The 14058-nt window shown below is 68.9% G+C and carries 8 protein-coding genes, 2 pseudogenes and 1 riboswitch; of the genes and pseudogenes, 3 read left to right on the top strand and 7 right to left on the bottom strand.

The window, feature by feature from the left end:
- The first annotated feature begins 484 nt into the window (after positions 1-484).
- Positions 485-1744 carry an MFS transporter gene (locus ACIREI_RS23075; RefSeq protein ID WP_403335960.1) on the top strand — a complete coding sequence of 420 codons (1260 nt, stop codon included), beginning with the start codon at positions 485-487 and terminating at the stop codon, positions 1742-1744.
- A gap of 132 nt (positions 1745-1876) precedes the next feature.
- On the opposite strand, the gene ACIREI_RS23070 is transcribed toward ACIREI_RS23075, so the two are convergent.
- Together ACIREI_RS23070 and ACIREI_RS23065 are read right to left on the bottom strand one after the other, a co-directional pair.
- Entirely contained in the window at positions 1877-2194 is a 318-nt protein-coding gene (locus ACIREI_RS23070; RefSeq protein WP_403335755.1) for a hypothetical protein, read from the bottom strand.
- A gap of 2119 nt (positions 2195-4313) precedes the next feature.
- Positions 4314-5252 (bottom strand): S8 family serine peptidase, encoded by a 939-nt coding sequence (locus ACIREI_RS23065; RefSeq protein ID WP_403335753.1) that lies wholly within the window; start codon positions 5250-5252, stop codon positions 4314-4316.
- 109 nt (positions 5253-5361) lie between these two features.
- Between ACIREI_RS23065 and ACIREI_RS23060 the strand changes: the two are divergent.
- Positions 5362-6833: pseudogene (locus ACIREI_RS23060) on the top strand (ISL3 family transposase); the annotation flags it as partial.
- A gap of 95 nt (positions 6834-6928) precedes the next feature.
- Here the strand turns inward: ACIREI_RS23060 and ACIREI_RS23055 are convergent.
- Positions 6929-7945 (bottom strand): ArsR/SmtB family transcription factor, encoded by a 1017-nt coding sequence (locus tag ACIREI_RS23055; protein ID WP_403335751.1) that lies wholly within the window; start codon positions 7943-7945, stop codon positions 6929-6931.
- Positions 7946-8001: 56 nt separating this feature from the next.
- Here ACIREI_RS23055 and ACIREI_RS23050 point away from each other — a divergent pair, with 56 nt between their 5' ends.
- Positions 8002-9342, top strand: a complete 1341-nt coding sequence (locus ACIREI_RS23050) for an MFS transporter (RefSeq protein ID WP_403335748.1) — start codon at positions 8002-8004, stop codon at positions 9340-9342.
- A 568-nt stretch (positions 9343-9910) separates the two neighbouring features.
- Here the strand turns inward: ACIREI_RS23050 and ACIREI_RS23045 are convergent.
- The 4 genes and pseudogenes from ACIREI_RS23045 to ACIREI_RS23030 form a co-directional block, all read right to left on the bottom strand.
- Positions 9911-10722: pseudogene (locus tag ACIREI_RS23045) on the bottom strand (TetR/AcrR family transcriptional regulator).
- A 131-nt stretch (positions 10723-10853) separates the two neighbouring features.
- Positions 10854-11987 carry a CU044_5270 family protein gene (locus ACIREI_RS23040; protein WP_403335745.1) on the bottom strand — a complete coding sequence of 378 codons (1134 nt, stop codon included), beginning with the start codon at positions 11985-11987 and terminating at the stop codon, positions 10854-10856.
- On the bottom strand, positions 11984-12547 hold the full coding sequence (locus tag ACIREI_RS23035; protein WP_403335742.1) for an RNA polymerase sigma factor: 564 nt from the start codon (positions 12545-12547) through the stop codon (positions 11984-11986). The genes ACIREI_RS23040 and ACIREI_RS23035 overlap by 4 nt, the downstream gene beginning before the upstream one ends.
- Before the next feature lie 243 nt (positions 12548-12790).
- A complete protein-coding gene (locus tag ACIREI_RS23030; protein WP_403335739.1) occupies positions 12791-13672 on the bottom strand; it encodes an MBL fold metallo-hydrolase in 882 nt (293 codons plus the stop codon).
- Positions 13673-13683: 11 nt separating this feature from the next.
- Positions 13684-13751: riboswitch (guanidine-III (ykkC-III) riboswitch) on the bottom strand.
- Positions 13752-14058 lie beyond the last annotated feature (307 nt).

Here is a 14058-nt window from a genome sequence, read left to right as displayed (position 1 = left end):
CTGGGCTTTGCGAGCGTCCTGTTGTGCCGGATCACCCGACGCGCCGTCGGCGGCCCTGCAACTGCTGCACCATATCCGCGAACACGCCGCACTCCGAGACCAGCGTGACCCATCGGTGGATGTTCCGAGACCGGGAACGCTCAAGGCCGGCGTCGCCCGGATCCAGGTCGTCAGCAGGTTCTGCCTTCATCTGCGCATCTCGACGACTCCCTGCGCGAGCCGCCCGTTGCGAACGGATCATCGTTGCGGAGGACCGGTGTCCGAGGTGACAATGCATGGAGGTGCCGGGTGGTCATCCCGGCGAAGTGTTGGAGGCGCTGCTTGTGAACACCGCATCGCGGTGCGCCTCGCCATGCGCGCCAGACGCTGACCACTTCGCTTCGCCCACCGGCTGGCCTTCTTAGTTCGCGGTGGGCGCTTCCCCTTATGGGAGACCACCGTAGTGTCCGAAGACTTCGGGACGGTTGATCGTCGTCCTCTGGCAATGGTTCTTGCTGCCAACCTCGTTTCGATCGCAGGGAATTGCCTCACATACATGGGCGTGCCGTGGTTCGTGCTGCAGAGCACGGGCAGCGCCGCCAAGGCCGGGATCGTCGCGTTCTGCACACTCCTGCCCACCGTGCTCGCTGCGCTCGTCATCGGTCCCGTCATCGACCGGATGGGGCGACGGCGGGTGAGTGTCGCCTCGGATCTCGCCTGCGGGGTCGCCGTTGCGGCGATCCCGCTGCTGCAGTTCGCCGGCATCCTGCAGTTCTGGACGCTGTGCGTGCTGATGGCGCTGACAGGGCTGTTCCGTGCGCCGGGTGAAACCGCTCGCGGCGTGCTGTTGCCCACGCTCGCCGAACGCGCCGGAATGCCGCTGACCCGGGCTGCCGGGTTGTACGACGGTGCGGCACGCTGTGCGGCGCTGACGGGATCTGCTCTCGGAGGCGTGCTGATCGCCGTACTCGGTGCCCAGAACGTCCTGCTGGTGGATGCCGCGACCTTCGCCGTGGCCGCGCCACTGTTCGCATTCGGGGTGCGCGGCCTGCCTGAGGCGCAGGCCCAACGGCAGGTCGAGCCGGCATCGCTGCGCGCCTACCGTCGTGAACTCGCGGAAGGGTATCGCTTCATGGCGGCCACGCCGTTGCTGCTGGGCCTGTGCCTCATGACCCTGGTCACGAGGGGCCTCGACCAGGGATGGAGCGCCGTGCTCCTGCCCGTGCATGCCCGTGAGGAGCTTGATGGTGCCGTCGATCTCGGCCTGCTGAACGCGGCGTTCGGGGTTTGCGCTCTCATGGGGGCGCTGGTCTTTGGGGCGTTGGGCAGCCGCTTTCGGCGGTGGCCAGTGTTCACGATCGCGTTTCTCATCGGGGGCCTGCCGCGCTTCGTGGTGGCCGCCTTCACCGATACCTTCGCGCCGCTGGCCGTGATCATGGCAGTTGAGGGTCTCGCCTTCGGTGTGCTCAACCCCATCATGGCCACAGTGACGTACGAGACGGTGCCGGAGGAACTGCGCAGCCGCGTGCTGAGTGCGACGACAGCCGCGGTCCAGCTGGTCACTCCGCTGGGCGGACTGGCTGCGGGCTTCCTCGTGGATTCGGCCAGCCTGCCCTCCGCGCTGCTGACGGTTGGCGGTGTGTATCTGCTCGCCACGCTGTGCCCGGTGATCTTCCCCGTCTGGAGGCAGATGGACAGTACCGGCTCTCCCCACGACAGGGCGGAGGGCTCGCCGCCGCGTGTCTCGCGATCGAAGCGGGTGTAGAGGAGCGGGCCGCTTCTGCCTGGGCTGTCTTCCGCCTGCGGACCACCGCCCGGAGCTGCCCGGCCGCCGCGGCGATTGATAGGATGGAACGGGCGGCATCGTGACCACGATGCCGCCCGTTCCGTCGGTGCGTCAGCAGCCTTTCGTCGGTGCTCCCGCGGCCCCGGCGGTGTTGCTGAAACTCACCGACATTCCAGACACCGACCCCACCCAGTCGTTGCTGGAACTCACCGATAAGTGTTGCTGCCCGTCATCGACATACTCATCCGTGAACGGGTTAAGAGCGAACCGCAGTTCGGGCTTGCGGCTGCGGGTACTGACAGTCATGCCGCCCATAGCGAGGAACTCGTCGCCGGGTTCCCAGAGAGAGCTGAACACGTCCGGCCAGCACCGAAGATCCGGCAGATCGTTACCGCTCAGGTCGACGATCAACACCGTCGGCATCAGCATTGCCTGGCGTTTCTTGCGCTTCTGCTAGAAACGGCAGAGCCGATACCGCCACGGAGTTACCGAAGTGACTCCTGCTACACGCTGGCGCGGGAAACAGCAACGACCCACCAGACCGCTTACGTTTCCGTGTGGCGTCAGCCACATTCAGGCAGGTCAGGTGCCGTTCTCGGGCAAGAAACCAGTTTTGCCTCCAGGCCCGTGCCAGGGTCGGAGTTCCGTCGCGAGTCTGGCCATCGGACGCTTCGCGAAGCGTCCTTGACCTGCGGAAATGCGTCAACAGAGGAGGCTGGTCGCGTCGTTCGGGTTGCCACGGCGCGAAAAAGAGCAACGGTCACAAGACCGTGTGCGTTTTGACGTGAACGCAAAAACTCCCGCCCTGTATTTCTGCAGGTCAGGAGATTTTCCCGGAGTGCCCCCGGCAGGATTCGAACCTGCGCACACGGCTCCGGAGGTTTCCGCTGGTCAACGGCCTGCCTGACGAGCTGTCAGGCAGGCCGTCCCGTGAATAGCCCACGGAAAAGAAATGTCCCGTTTGGTCGTCTCACTCCGATTGTCTCGCTGTACTGGTCGGCTTGCATCGGGTGATGGAGATCACGAATGCCTTGTCAGGGCAGAGGGTGTATCCGGCCCGCTTCAATCGAACGGGGAGACGGTCGGGAGCGCGCGGGCAGCCGAGTGCGCCGGTGTGCGCCTGGCCCGGGAAGGCTCTTCCGTATGACACCTTGCCCTGGAGCACGGTGGCTGGCGGGCATGCGTCATGGCCTCCGGCAGATGGCCGGAGGGGGCGTCCGAGTGTTGGTGCATAGCCCTCGGCTGGTGACCGGGGCGGGCCGAAGGCAACGGCAGGGCCGCCGTCCATCCTGAGCCGGGAGCTCCGCGCCGCGGCTCTCCCCTTGATGGTGAGAGCGGCGCCGGTCGGAGGGCAGGACCTGCGGCCCCATGGATGAGTGCTCGAGTCCTGCGCCGGACTGCCCAGCCGGCAGTTGCGCAACCGGACGGTGAGAACCAGCTCGGGTGAGCCGTCGTCGAGAGGCCGGCGCGTATCGAGGCAGACGGGCAGACCGCGTGAGTCGATGGTGACCTGGAGCGTTGGCAGGAGGGCGCCGCCGTACCTAGTTGTGAAGGCAGACGGCTGTCGTGTGAAGTTGTGAGCTGGTTTTTGGGATGCGGCCTTTCGTCGGGGCGGATGGGGCGTGGCGGTGGTTCTTCAATGGTGCGGGCGATCGCCGGTTTGGCTAACCGGCGATCCTGCGCTATATTGCGCTGCTCAAATCGGCCAATGTGACGGGGAACGATCTCTGAATCCCTGTGCTGGCCGGGTGGTGCCAGGACGTATCAGCGCGCGCCTTCTGTGAATGGGCACGATATTCAGGGCAATGGTGGTGCCGTCGCCGTGGGACGAGATCGGGCCGCTCCATTTCCCGGATCGATCAACCCTTGACCCATTCCGCTGGCTGCACTCGGCCGTGCGGCGGGGCGCAGTTCGGGTTTCCTGCGGGGAACTGCTTCCTGGCCCTGTCCTGACCTTTGTTGTTCGATAGCCGCCGCCCCGGTGTCCGTTTGCGCGGCCAGCTCTGTCGTCGACCGGATGTGAGCGCTCGTCGAGCGGCTGAGTGAGTTAAGAATTGTCGCGCAGTTCTCACGCCGAAGCAGTCGCACCGAGGTTCGGTTCTCACCAGCGGTGACGGACGCCATAACGTCCGACAATCCGCACTCGTCAACCGGCGGTTCCCGAATGCACACTTGCCGGGGGATGTTCGAATGGACCAGCCGGGCAGTCATGCCCCCGCCGATCAAAAGGAGGCGGGCATGGACTCAAACGAGTATCACGACGATGCCGCACCGAACCCGGAACGACCGGCGGACCAGTCCCCGAGGCAACCACATGGTGACGAACCGCACGGCCACGGCAGCGCGGTCGCGGATCTGGCAGGCGAGTTCGGCGCGGAGCTGGTGCGGGCCATCCGCACGGGCCTGGCTCAGGGCGCCAGCCCCGTGTACGGCCCCCGGGGTCCATTCAAGATGAGCTGGTACGCCTTCGCGACCGAATACGCGCGGGCGCACTGGCCTGGCAGGGCGGCGAAGACCCGGGACGAGGTCAGCGAAGCGCTCACGGCGATCACCATGGCGATGTGCTGGGACATGCCGGGTCGCCCGAACGGGCAGCTCCTGCGCCGTGCTCTGCGGCGCGGATTTCGGCGGTTGCTACCGCGTTCGCGGTCGTTTCGGCGCAGGTCCTCGGAGACGTCGCCGGTCTGTGGCCGTCATCGAGGATCTTCACGGACTCCAGACCGTGGCTGAGCCCCACAGGTCCCTGTGACTCCAGAGCGGAGGCGAAGTCGCCGAACAGGGCGAGGCCAGCCATCTGTGTGCCGTGTCCGTGCCGGTCGGCCGGTGTGCTGCCGGGCAGCACGCAGTAGGCGCGCTTGTGCGGCGAAGGCTTGAGCAGGGCGTGCTCCTGGGCTATGCCCGTGTCCAGAATGCACACCGCAGGAGCCTGCGGGTCGGCCGGTTTGATGCGCTGGGCGAGGTCTTCGACGAGGTCCACGCGGAAAGCGCGGTCGACGGCGTAGAGGCCCTCGGCGAAGGTCGGCCTGCGGATCTCGGCGGGGCAGGCGTTCGTGGCCAGCAGGAGCGTCAGCTCGTCTCCGGTCGTTGCGACGTGGGCGACCAGGCGTTCTCCCACGTGGATAGCCCGGTCGCTGACCTGCCATTGCCGCTCACCGGCCAGGGCACGCAGGGTGAGGACCGGATCTGTCGGCGAGATCCGCGGATCGAACCACAACTCCCACCACCGCTCCTCATCCAGCGGCGGCAGTTCCTGCCGCTCCTGCCAGAGGTTCTCCAGCAGCGCGCGGTGGATCTTCTCCATGTTGGCCACCAGCGTGGCCTGCTGGGGATTGCCGCCGTCGGTGTCTTCGGTGAAGGCGGTGATCCGCTGCGCGAAGGAGGAGACCTTGTCGAAGGGGATCCATACCAGTGCGTCCTGCTGGCGATCGTCTGTCTGCGGATGGCTGCTCATGAGGGTCAGCCCTGCGCTGTCCAGACGTTCCAGCATCAGTGGATGGTCACGAGCTGCCTCGATACGCACCGCGAAACCGTCAGGGTGGACGGTTTCGGGCATCTCCTGGGCGAGCTGAACGGACTCACGTTCGGCTGTTTCCAGTCAGGATGTGGTCGACGAGGGTGAGCGGATCGTGGTGCGGGCCAGGACGCCGCTGGACACCGCGGTCTGCCCGGTGTGCGGGGCCTCGTCGGGACGGGTGCACGGCTATCACTGGCGGACGGTGGCCGACGTTCCGGTCGACGGGCGACGGGTGGTGGTCCGTGTGCGGGTGCGGCGTCTGGTGTGTCCCACGCGAGGCTGCCGCCACACCTTCCGCGAACAGGTGCCCGGGGTGCTAGAGCGATACCAGCGACGCACCGCTCGTCTGACCAGGCAGGTCAAGGCCGTGGTCAAAGAGTTAGCAGACCGGGCGGGATCACGTTTGCTGGCGATACTCGCGGTGGGCCTGTCCCGTCACACGGCCCTGCGCCCTGCTGCGCATCCCGCTGCCCACCGGCGGGTGCCCCGCGTGATCGGCGTCGACGACTTCGCCTGCGCCGGCGGCGGCACCGCTACGCCACCGTGGTGATCGACGCCCAGACCCATGAGCAGATCGACGTGCTGCCCGACCGCACGGCCGACACGCTGGAAGCGTGGCTGCGCGGGCATTCGGGCATCGAGGTCGTGTGCCGCGACGGCTCAGCCACCTACGCCGGGGCCATCCGCCGTGCTCTGCCTGACGCGGTGCAAGTCGGTGATCGCCGGCATTTATGGAAGAACTTGTGCGAAGCCGCCCTGAGCGAGGTGAAGGCACACAGTGCCTGGTGGACCACCGTACTGGACGCGCCGATCCACGACGGGCCCCGCGCTCAGACCACCCTCGAACGCTGGCATCAGGTTCATGGCCTGCTCGAGAAGGGCGTGGGCCTGCTCCAATGCGCCCGCCGCCTGCAACTGGTCCTGAACACCGTCAAACGCTACGCCCGAGCCGACCGGCCCGAGCGCATGCTCCGCGTCCCCAAGTACCGTGCCAGCCTGGTCGATCCCTACCGCGAGCACCTGCGCAAACGCCGAAGTGAAGACCCCGGCGTCCCCGTCCAGCACCTCTTCGAAGAGATCAAGGCCCTCGGCTTCACCGGCTGCCTGAACCTTCTGCACAAGTACATCAACCAAGGCCGCGCGGACGCCCACCGCAGGCACATCTCGCCACGTCGACTCGCCCGGATGCTGCTGACCAGACCCGACAACCTCAAGCCCGAGCAGCACGAGCTCCTGGCCAAGCTCACCGCCGCCTGCTCCGAAGTAACCGAACTGGCCGCAGGTATCAGAGACTTCGCACCGCTCCTCACGCCACACACCAACAACGCCGATGCGCTCACGCACTGGATCGCCCAAGTCCGAACAGCCGACCTGCCCCACCTACACGCCTTCACCCGGGGCCTGGGCCGGGACATCGACGCCGTGATCGCCGGGCTCACGCTTCCGTACAGCAACGGTCCCACTGGCGTCAACACCAAGACCAAACGGATCGCGCGCCAGATGCACGGACGAGCAGGCTTCACCCTGCTCCGGCACCGCATCCTCCTCGGATGACAGCACGCTCCGTCACCACCGAATGTGAGACAGGGCCGAACGTTTTACAGTCCCCTGGCACGGTAGGCGTGTGGCACCGTGCCGGCACGTGGGGCTCAGGAACCGGCCGGGGGGGTGTCGTCCTCGGCCAGGCAGAGGGCGGCGCCGAGGGTGCTGCGGCGGTAGTAAACGTGGCGGCCGTGACGAGTGCGGTCGACGAGGCGGGCTGCGGCGAGGACGGACAGGTGCTGACTGACGGCGGCGGGGGTGACGTTCAGTCGGTGGGAGAGTTCCGTGGTGGTGGCCGGTTCGGCGAGGAGGACCAGCAGCCAGGCGCGGGGGCGGCCGAGCAGGTTCTCCAGGGCGTGCGGAGCGGCGGGATCGGGTTGTTCGGCCAGGAGAGCCGTGCCGCGGGCGGTGTAGACGATGTGGGGCGGGGCGCCGTGGCCGAGCATGGTGGAGACGCCGTCGACGAAGCAGCTGGGGGTCAGAAGCAGGCGGCGGCCCTCGATGGGGATGTCGGCTGTGGTGCCGGCCCCAGGCCCCTGCCGGTGGATGCTGAGGACGCCGTCCTGCCAGGTGAGTCGTTCGCTGATACCGGCGAACAGCAGGCCGGCTCCATGCTCGGCCAGGACCCGGGCCCGGTAGGCGAGATCTGCTTCGAGGAGTGATCGCAGGCGGGGCCACAGGGGCAGCAGGCAGGCGTCCCAGTACGCCTCCAGGGCGTCGGTGATCTCGGCCAGGAGTCCGGCCGGGTCGCGCAGGCCAGTGGCGAGCCGGGGCGGGACCGGTTCGCCGAGCGGTACGAAGGTCTGTTCCAGGTCAGGGCCGAGCAGGGCCGGGTCGGTGGCGCGCAGGGCGGCGAACTCCGCCCTGATGTCGGGTGCGGGCACGGCGGGGCGAGGGGTGAGGAGGTCCGGGACCCAGTAGCGCCGCCGGGCCACGAGGGCGGTCAGCAGCTCGTGGTCGAGTTGTTCGAAGACCGGCCGCATACCCGTGAAGGCGCCTCTCATATGGGGCATGCGGGAGGCGTGCGGCCCCCACATACGCAGGCTGAGGACGGTCTCCTGCAGGGGGGAGTACGCGAAGGAGGTAGCGGCGAGGTCGGCTAGGCCGAGACGGAAACGAATCATTAAGCCCCAGTCTTAATCCATTCCGGCCCGTCTGCGCGCGGGCTTGGCTGATGGCCATGAGCACCGCACCGCCGTCTTCCTCCCCTCTCCCTCCTCCGGCTCCGCCCCGGCCCCGGCCCAGTGGAGAGAAGCCCGGACTCGTTGCCGATCCCGTCGTACGGTCCCTGGGCCTCCTGATCGTCGTCAACGCGACGGGTAACGGCCTGTTCCTCGCCATCAGCACACTCTGGTTCACCCGCGGTCTCGGCTACTCCACGAGCCAAATCGGCCTAGCGCTCACCCTCGCCGGACTGTGCGGCGTCCTCGCCGCCTACCCCGCGGGCCGGTCCGCCGACCGGTACGGCGCCAAGCGGGTCCTCGCCGTCCTGCATGTGTTCCAGGCCGCCGCGATGGCCGGGTTCGCCCTCGTCGACACCTATCCCGCGTTCGTCCTGCTGGCGTGCGGGGTCACCACCGGAAGCAGGGCCAACGCCGCCGTGCGCGGCGCCCTGTACGCGCACAGCCTGCCGGCCGCCACCCGCACCCCCGCCCTAGGTCTGCTCCGCGCCGTCAACAACGCGGGCATCGGCGCGGGCGCGGCCCTGGGAGCCGGAGTTGCGGCCCTCGACCACCACGTGGCCTACCAGGCCGCGATCCTCGCCGACGCCCTCACCTTCCTGCTGGCACTGCTTCCCTTGCGCGCGGTCCCCGTCGTACACCCGGCCACAGGAGGATCCGCTGGCCGGCCCTGCGCCGCTGACCGGACCGGCGGCTCCGACCGGCCGGACAGCCCCGGTCCCCCCGGTCGCCGTCCGGGCGCGCTGCGCGACCGCCCATACCTCGCCGTCACGGCGCTCAACGCGATCGTCAACATGCTCTACGTCGTCCTGGAGGTCGCCCTCCCGCTGTGGCTCGCCGGCTACACGAGCGCCCCCCGTCCCCTGGTCGGCGTCCTCCTCGTCCTCAACACTGTCCTCGTCGTCGCCCTCCAGGTCCGGGCCAGCCGTGGCGTCACCGAGCTCCCCGCCGCCGCACGGGCCTTCCGGCTCGGCGGCCTGCTCACCGCCCTCGCCTGCGTCACGGCTGCCGCGGCCGCGCACCGCGCCCCGGCCGCCGCCACCGTGATCCTCCTGGCGGCCGTCCTGCTCCTGACCCTGGGCGAGGTCACCTCCCAGGCCGGCAGCTGGACGCTCGGCTACGCCCTGGCGCCCGATCACGCCCAGGGCGCCTACCAGGGCGTCTTCCAGACCGGGATCTCCCTCACCCAGGCTTTGGGTCCCGTCATGGTCACCACGCTCGTTCTGCCGCACGGCACCGCGGGCTGGCTCGTGCTCGGCGCGGTCTTCAGCGGCGCGGCACTCGCCCTGCCGCCAACAGCACGCCGGGCCGAGCGGCACCGCCCCGGGCCACCCCCCTGACCTCGCACGATGATCCCTACCGGTGTGCTTGGTCCTCCCGGACGCCCGAAGGAGGACCCGTACCCCGACGGTTCAGCGGTGGTGGGCCGCCCCATACTCGCGCAGGAACCAGGCTTCGACGTGAGCCATGTCCGCGACCTTGATGTGGCCGACGCTCTCGTCGAGGGGCGTGGATGAGGCAGCGCGGCTCCTCGACGCCTCCGCCCCTAGGAGCACGGGTCAGTAACGAAAGGCTCTGGCTGTGGTGGCCTGGTCTTCACCTGATTGGAGTCTGCGTCTCGCCGGCCAGACCGAGGTGGTCCTTGAGCGCGTGCTCGCCGGCGTCGGTGAGAGCGAGGGCGCGGCTTGTGCCGATCCGAGTGATCCAGCCGGCGTCGAAGGTGTGACGACATAGAGCGGCGCCGACCGCGCCCGCCAGGTGGGGGAGACTTTCGGTCCAGTCCAGGCACGAGCGAACGGGCGGGCGCCGCGTGGCGGGCGGTAGCGCGATGCCGAGTTCAGCGAGCCAGGCGGTCCCGGCACTGGTGAGAGTCAGTCCCCTCTCCCAGTCCAGCAGTCCCCCGATCGGTCATCGCCTTGGTGATCGCGACCCCGAGAGCGCGGGCCGGCACCAGCGGCGCTGCCTGGCATGTCTCAAAGCGGTGCAGGCACCGTCGGGGCGGTTGCACGGGACCTGCGCCAGGCCCGGGCGCTCGTGCAGGATGAGGAAGCCAGCCCTGCAGGATCCGAGGCGGTTGAGCAGTGTGCTCGTCCACAGTCGTCCCATCAGGTCCAGCTGCCTGTCCAGGACGCGCCGCTGGAGGTCGGGTGGGTAGGCGTCCGGATCGGTGACGGCGTTCAGGGCCAGGCCGTCCAGGCATACGACGAGGGCGCGCACCCGGGCCTCCAGGTCCCCCGGCTCCGGCTCGCCGGGGAGTGCGGCGCGCACAGGGTGGTCAGCCGGCGTACCCAGGAGGCGCGGCTGAGGGAGTGCTCGCGCAGAAGTTCCGGGTCGGTGCGGGTGGTGAGCAGGAAGGACGACCACACGACGGCCTCCAGGTGCCGTTCCTCGTCCAGCGGCAGTGCCTGCTCGGCGACGGCGTACAGGTGGGCGCGCGGGTCGTCGTGCCGCACAGGCATCGCGTCGATGCGGTCCGCCATGCGGCGATGCATGACGGACCGGGCGTGCGCCAAAAGCGCCTTCTTGGCACGGAAGTAGTGGGTGACCATGCCGGTCGTGCACCCGACCGCGGCGGCGACCGCCCGCAGCGTCAGCCCCTCCAGCCCGCTCTCGCTCACCACCTGCCATACGGCACCGGAGATCTCGGAACGGCGCTGGGCATGGTCCACCTGTCGAGGCACGCGTCCCTCTCTTTGTAAAACGAGCGTTACGTAACGCATGTTACGCAATCGCGCCCGCTCAGGCCAGTGGGCGGCCGCTCCTGCCGGTCGCGCCGCCCTCAACCGGCTTCGGCGGGGCCCCTGGCCATGGCATCGCCCCGGGATCCCGCCGCTCGGCGAGCCCGGCAGCCTCAGCGATCCGACTTCAGGACCGGGCCCGGGTCAGGGGTGTCGGTGTCGAAGGGCGGTGCTTCGTCGGTCCACTTCATCGCCGTGATCGTGGTGTAGCTCAGCAGCTCGCCCTTGCTCACACCGTCGCCGCTCCGGGTGGCCACCGTCTCGGTGCCCAGGGGCAGGCCCGTGGACTTGTCGAAGATCAGGCGGAGTTCGGGGGCGGATTCGTAGGGGCTGGGGAGGGCGACGGCGTAGCCGGTGCGGCCGGTGTGGTCCTTGACGTCGCCGAGGGAGCGCACGCCGGGTTCGGCGGCGAGGAGGCGGTAGGCGGCGGCGCGGAGTGCCGGGCTGGACGGGAGCGATGTGGCGAGTTGGCGGGCGGTGCTGACGACGATCTGGTCGAGGACCCTCTGGGGGGCGTTGTAGTCCTTGTCGACCAGGTCGGACAGGCGCTTGCGGAGGGCCTTTGCGTCAGTGGGAAGTGTGGGCAGCAGGCGGAGGGGAACCTCGCCGTACGGCACGCTGTCGGCCCTGCCGCCGGGGGCGTCGTGGTTGATCTCCCCCTTGCCGGCGTAGGTGACGATCCCGTCGGTCTCGCTCGTCAGTTTCCACGACGTGGGGGAACCGTCCGCTTTCCACGCCGCCTCGTCGGCCTTCGTGGCCGGACGGGCCCCGGAGTCCACGGACTGCGACCAGTACTTGTTCTTGGCGGCGGCTGTCCAGTACCGCTGCTCTGTTCGGACGTCGATGGTGTAGTTCTCGCCGGGGACCTTGTGGAGGGAACCGATGTGTTCCTCCACGTACCAGTACGTGCCCGAGCCGGCCGGTTGCCGCTCGACGTGGGAGGCGGCGGCGAGAAGGATCTGGCTGCCGGATCCCGACGTCGCGGAGGAAGAGGGTCCCGGCCTCTCCGGCGCGGTATCGGTGATCACCAGAGCCGCCACCGCCGTCGCGCTGGCCAGGGCGAGACCCGTGACGAGAGGACGGCCCACCCGACGCGGCCGGGCAGTGGCGCGCGCTCTGTGCGTCGCGCGCGGACGGCTCATGACGGTTGCGAGCTCCTCTTCCCGGACCGGTGACGGCGTGGGGAGGTCGGGGTCGAGGTGGGCGGGGCGGGCGGCGGTCAGGCGCTGCAGGACGTCGTTCTTCACCGGGCTTCCTTTCCTACCGTGATGCGGGCTCGGGTGGACACGCGCCGCGCGGCTGCGGCCTCCTCCAGGGGCGGGGAGGCCGACGCGGCCTGGCCGAGGCGCTTGCGCGCCCGGTGCAGGCGGACCCGCAGGGTGAGGGGCGAGCAGCCGACCACCGTGGCCGCCTGTGTCGGGGGCAGGCCCTGCCATGCGGAGAGGATCAGCAGTTCCCGATCGTCCTCCGGCAGCGTGGCCAGCGCCTTGAGCAACGCATAGCGCTCGGATACCTCCTCGGCGATGTCCGCCTCGGCGGGCTCCGCCCAGGACATCAACTCGGCGGCGAACGAGGCGCGCCGGGCCTCCGACCGGATGCTGTCCCGCAGAATGTTCCGTGCGACCACGAGCAGCCACGGCAGCGGTTGCTCGGGCACGTCGTCCAGCCTGCGCCAGGCCACGGTGAAGGTTTCGCTCACCACCTCGTCGGCGACCTGCCGTCCCGCACGGCTGGCCACGTAGGCCCACACGCGTTGCCGGCAGCCGTCATAGATGGCGGTGAAACGATCCGCGTCGTCGTCGGGCACTGCCGCACCTCCTGTCCCTCCCGGTGTGTTCTGTCGTCGGGTAGTGGTCCGAACGAGGTGATCGTTACAGCGGAATCGCAGGAAACCCGCCCGAGAAACGAGGCATACATCACACCGAGGTCCGCCGAAGACGAGCTGATCAAAGCCGCCGCGCGCCTGTCGGCGTCCCCCAGTGGCTGGGCCGGTCCTGCCGGTTGTGCGTCACCGACACAGCGGACCCGAACGCGAGAGGCCCGAGTCCGTTCAGCCGTCCTCACGGCAGATGACGAAGCCGGCGAAGGGATGCCGTCCGGGCCGGTCGCCGATCTCGTCGATCGCCGCACGGATGTCGCGCAGGTGGCCGACGGTCATCTCCAGGGGCGGCTCGTCCGGCTGGTAGGTGGTCCGGATCGGGTAGTCCACGCCGGGCTGGTCGGTCATCTCGATGTGACAGCCGAGGACGTGGGTGACCGTTCGGGTGCCGGCGAACGCGATCAAGCGATCGACCGTCCGGCCGAAGGCGGCCCAGTCCTCCACGTACAACCGCCCGGGATACACCGTGTCACCGGTGAGCAGGAATCCGGTGTACGGGTCGTAGTACGTGACGGCTGCCTTGTCGTGACCTGGGGTCGCCAGGCACTCCAGCACCCGGCCGCCGAGATCGACCCGGGCGACCCGGTCGGGGTCCTCGGTGAAGCCGAAGTACGTCCAGGCACTGTCCAGATCCGCCCCCACCACCGTGGTGCGGGGGCGCTCGGCGAACTGTGCATCGCCCGCGACGTGGTCGTGGTGAGAGTGGGTGTGCAGCACCAGCAGGGCGTAGTCGCTCCGCGGATGCCCGGCCAGCCAGCGGCCGACCAGCTCGTCGACCACCCGTCTCAGCGGGAAGACCTCGGCCGACTCCGTGGCTCCGGTGTCGATGAGTACGGCGCGCGCGTTGCCGAAGATCAGGAAAAGGAACGGCGCCTCATAGTTGACCGCCTTGTTCTGCCGCAGGATGAACGTGTGCTCGTCGTACGCGTGGACCTGGATGTCGGGATCGGTGTTGTGCTTCGCCGACGGCGATCCGTGGATCCAGTCGACCTCCAGGACGCGGGGCTCGGGTGCCTCGGACACGAAGTCGATCCACTGCCCATGCACGCCCATGACGCCTCCTAAGAGCGTCGTCTTGTCGGGCCGGGTACGGCGCACATCTCGTCCGGGGCAGGCACTCGTGCGCCTCCGCGCGGAATGTACTACGCCTGGACCAGGCTGCTCAACGAACAGCATGTCCGGCGGGCGAGGGTGGCGGTCGCGTCCCGCGACGTGGTGTAGGGGATCAAGGGCTACGCGTTCCGGTACGACGCCCATGGCGATCTCCGTCGAACCGCAGCCCACGAGGCGTCCAGCTGGGGCGAGTTGAGCGCCCGCTTCGGTGGCGCCGTCATCTCCGCCCTGCGGATTCCGGCGTCTTGATCCCCTACACCACCTGGCGGGACGCCATCAGGGTGGCGGTGAGGCGACGGCGGGACTTGCCCACCCGAGGCGGTGAA

Source organism: Streptomyces sp. NPDC093591 (assembly GCF_044764885.1).
In the GTDB taxonomy this organism is placed as follows: Bacteria; Actinomycetota; Actinomycetes; order Streptomycetales; family Streptomycetaceae; genus Streptomyces.
The sequence above is the reverse complement of the archived record's forward strand: the minus strand, read 5'-3'. Positions and strand labels throughout refer to the sequence as shown.

Coding starts and splice junctions, on each gene's coding strand:
- ACIREI_RS23030 (WP_403335739.1), bottom strand. CDS start 13,672: ATGGGCGTGCATGGGCAGTGGATCGACTTCGTGTCCGAGGCACCCGAG.
- ACIREI_RS23055 (WP_403335751.1), bottom strand. CDS start 7,945: ATGATTCGTTTCCGTCTCGGCCTAGCCGACCTCGCCGCTACCTCCTTC.
- ACIREI_RS23070 (WP_403335755.1), bottom strand. CDS start 2,194: ATGCTGATGCCGACGGTGTTGATCGTCGACCTGAGCGGTAACGATCTG.
- ACIREI_RS23065 (WP_403335753.1), bottom strand. CDS start 5,252: ATGCTGGAACGTCTGGACAGCGCAGGGCTGACCCTCATGAGCAGCCAT.
- ACIREI_RS23050 (WP_403335748.1), top strand. CDS start 8,002: ATGAGCACCGCACCGCCGTCTTCCTCCCCTCTCCCTCCTCCGGCTCCG.
- ACIREI_RS23075 (WP_403335960.1), top strand. CDS start 485: ATGGTTCTTGCTGCCAACCTCGTTTCGATCGCAGGGAATTGCCTCACA.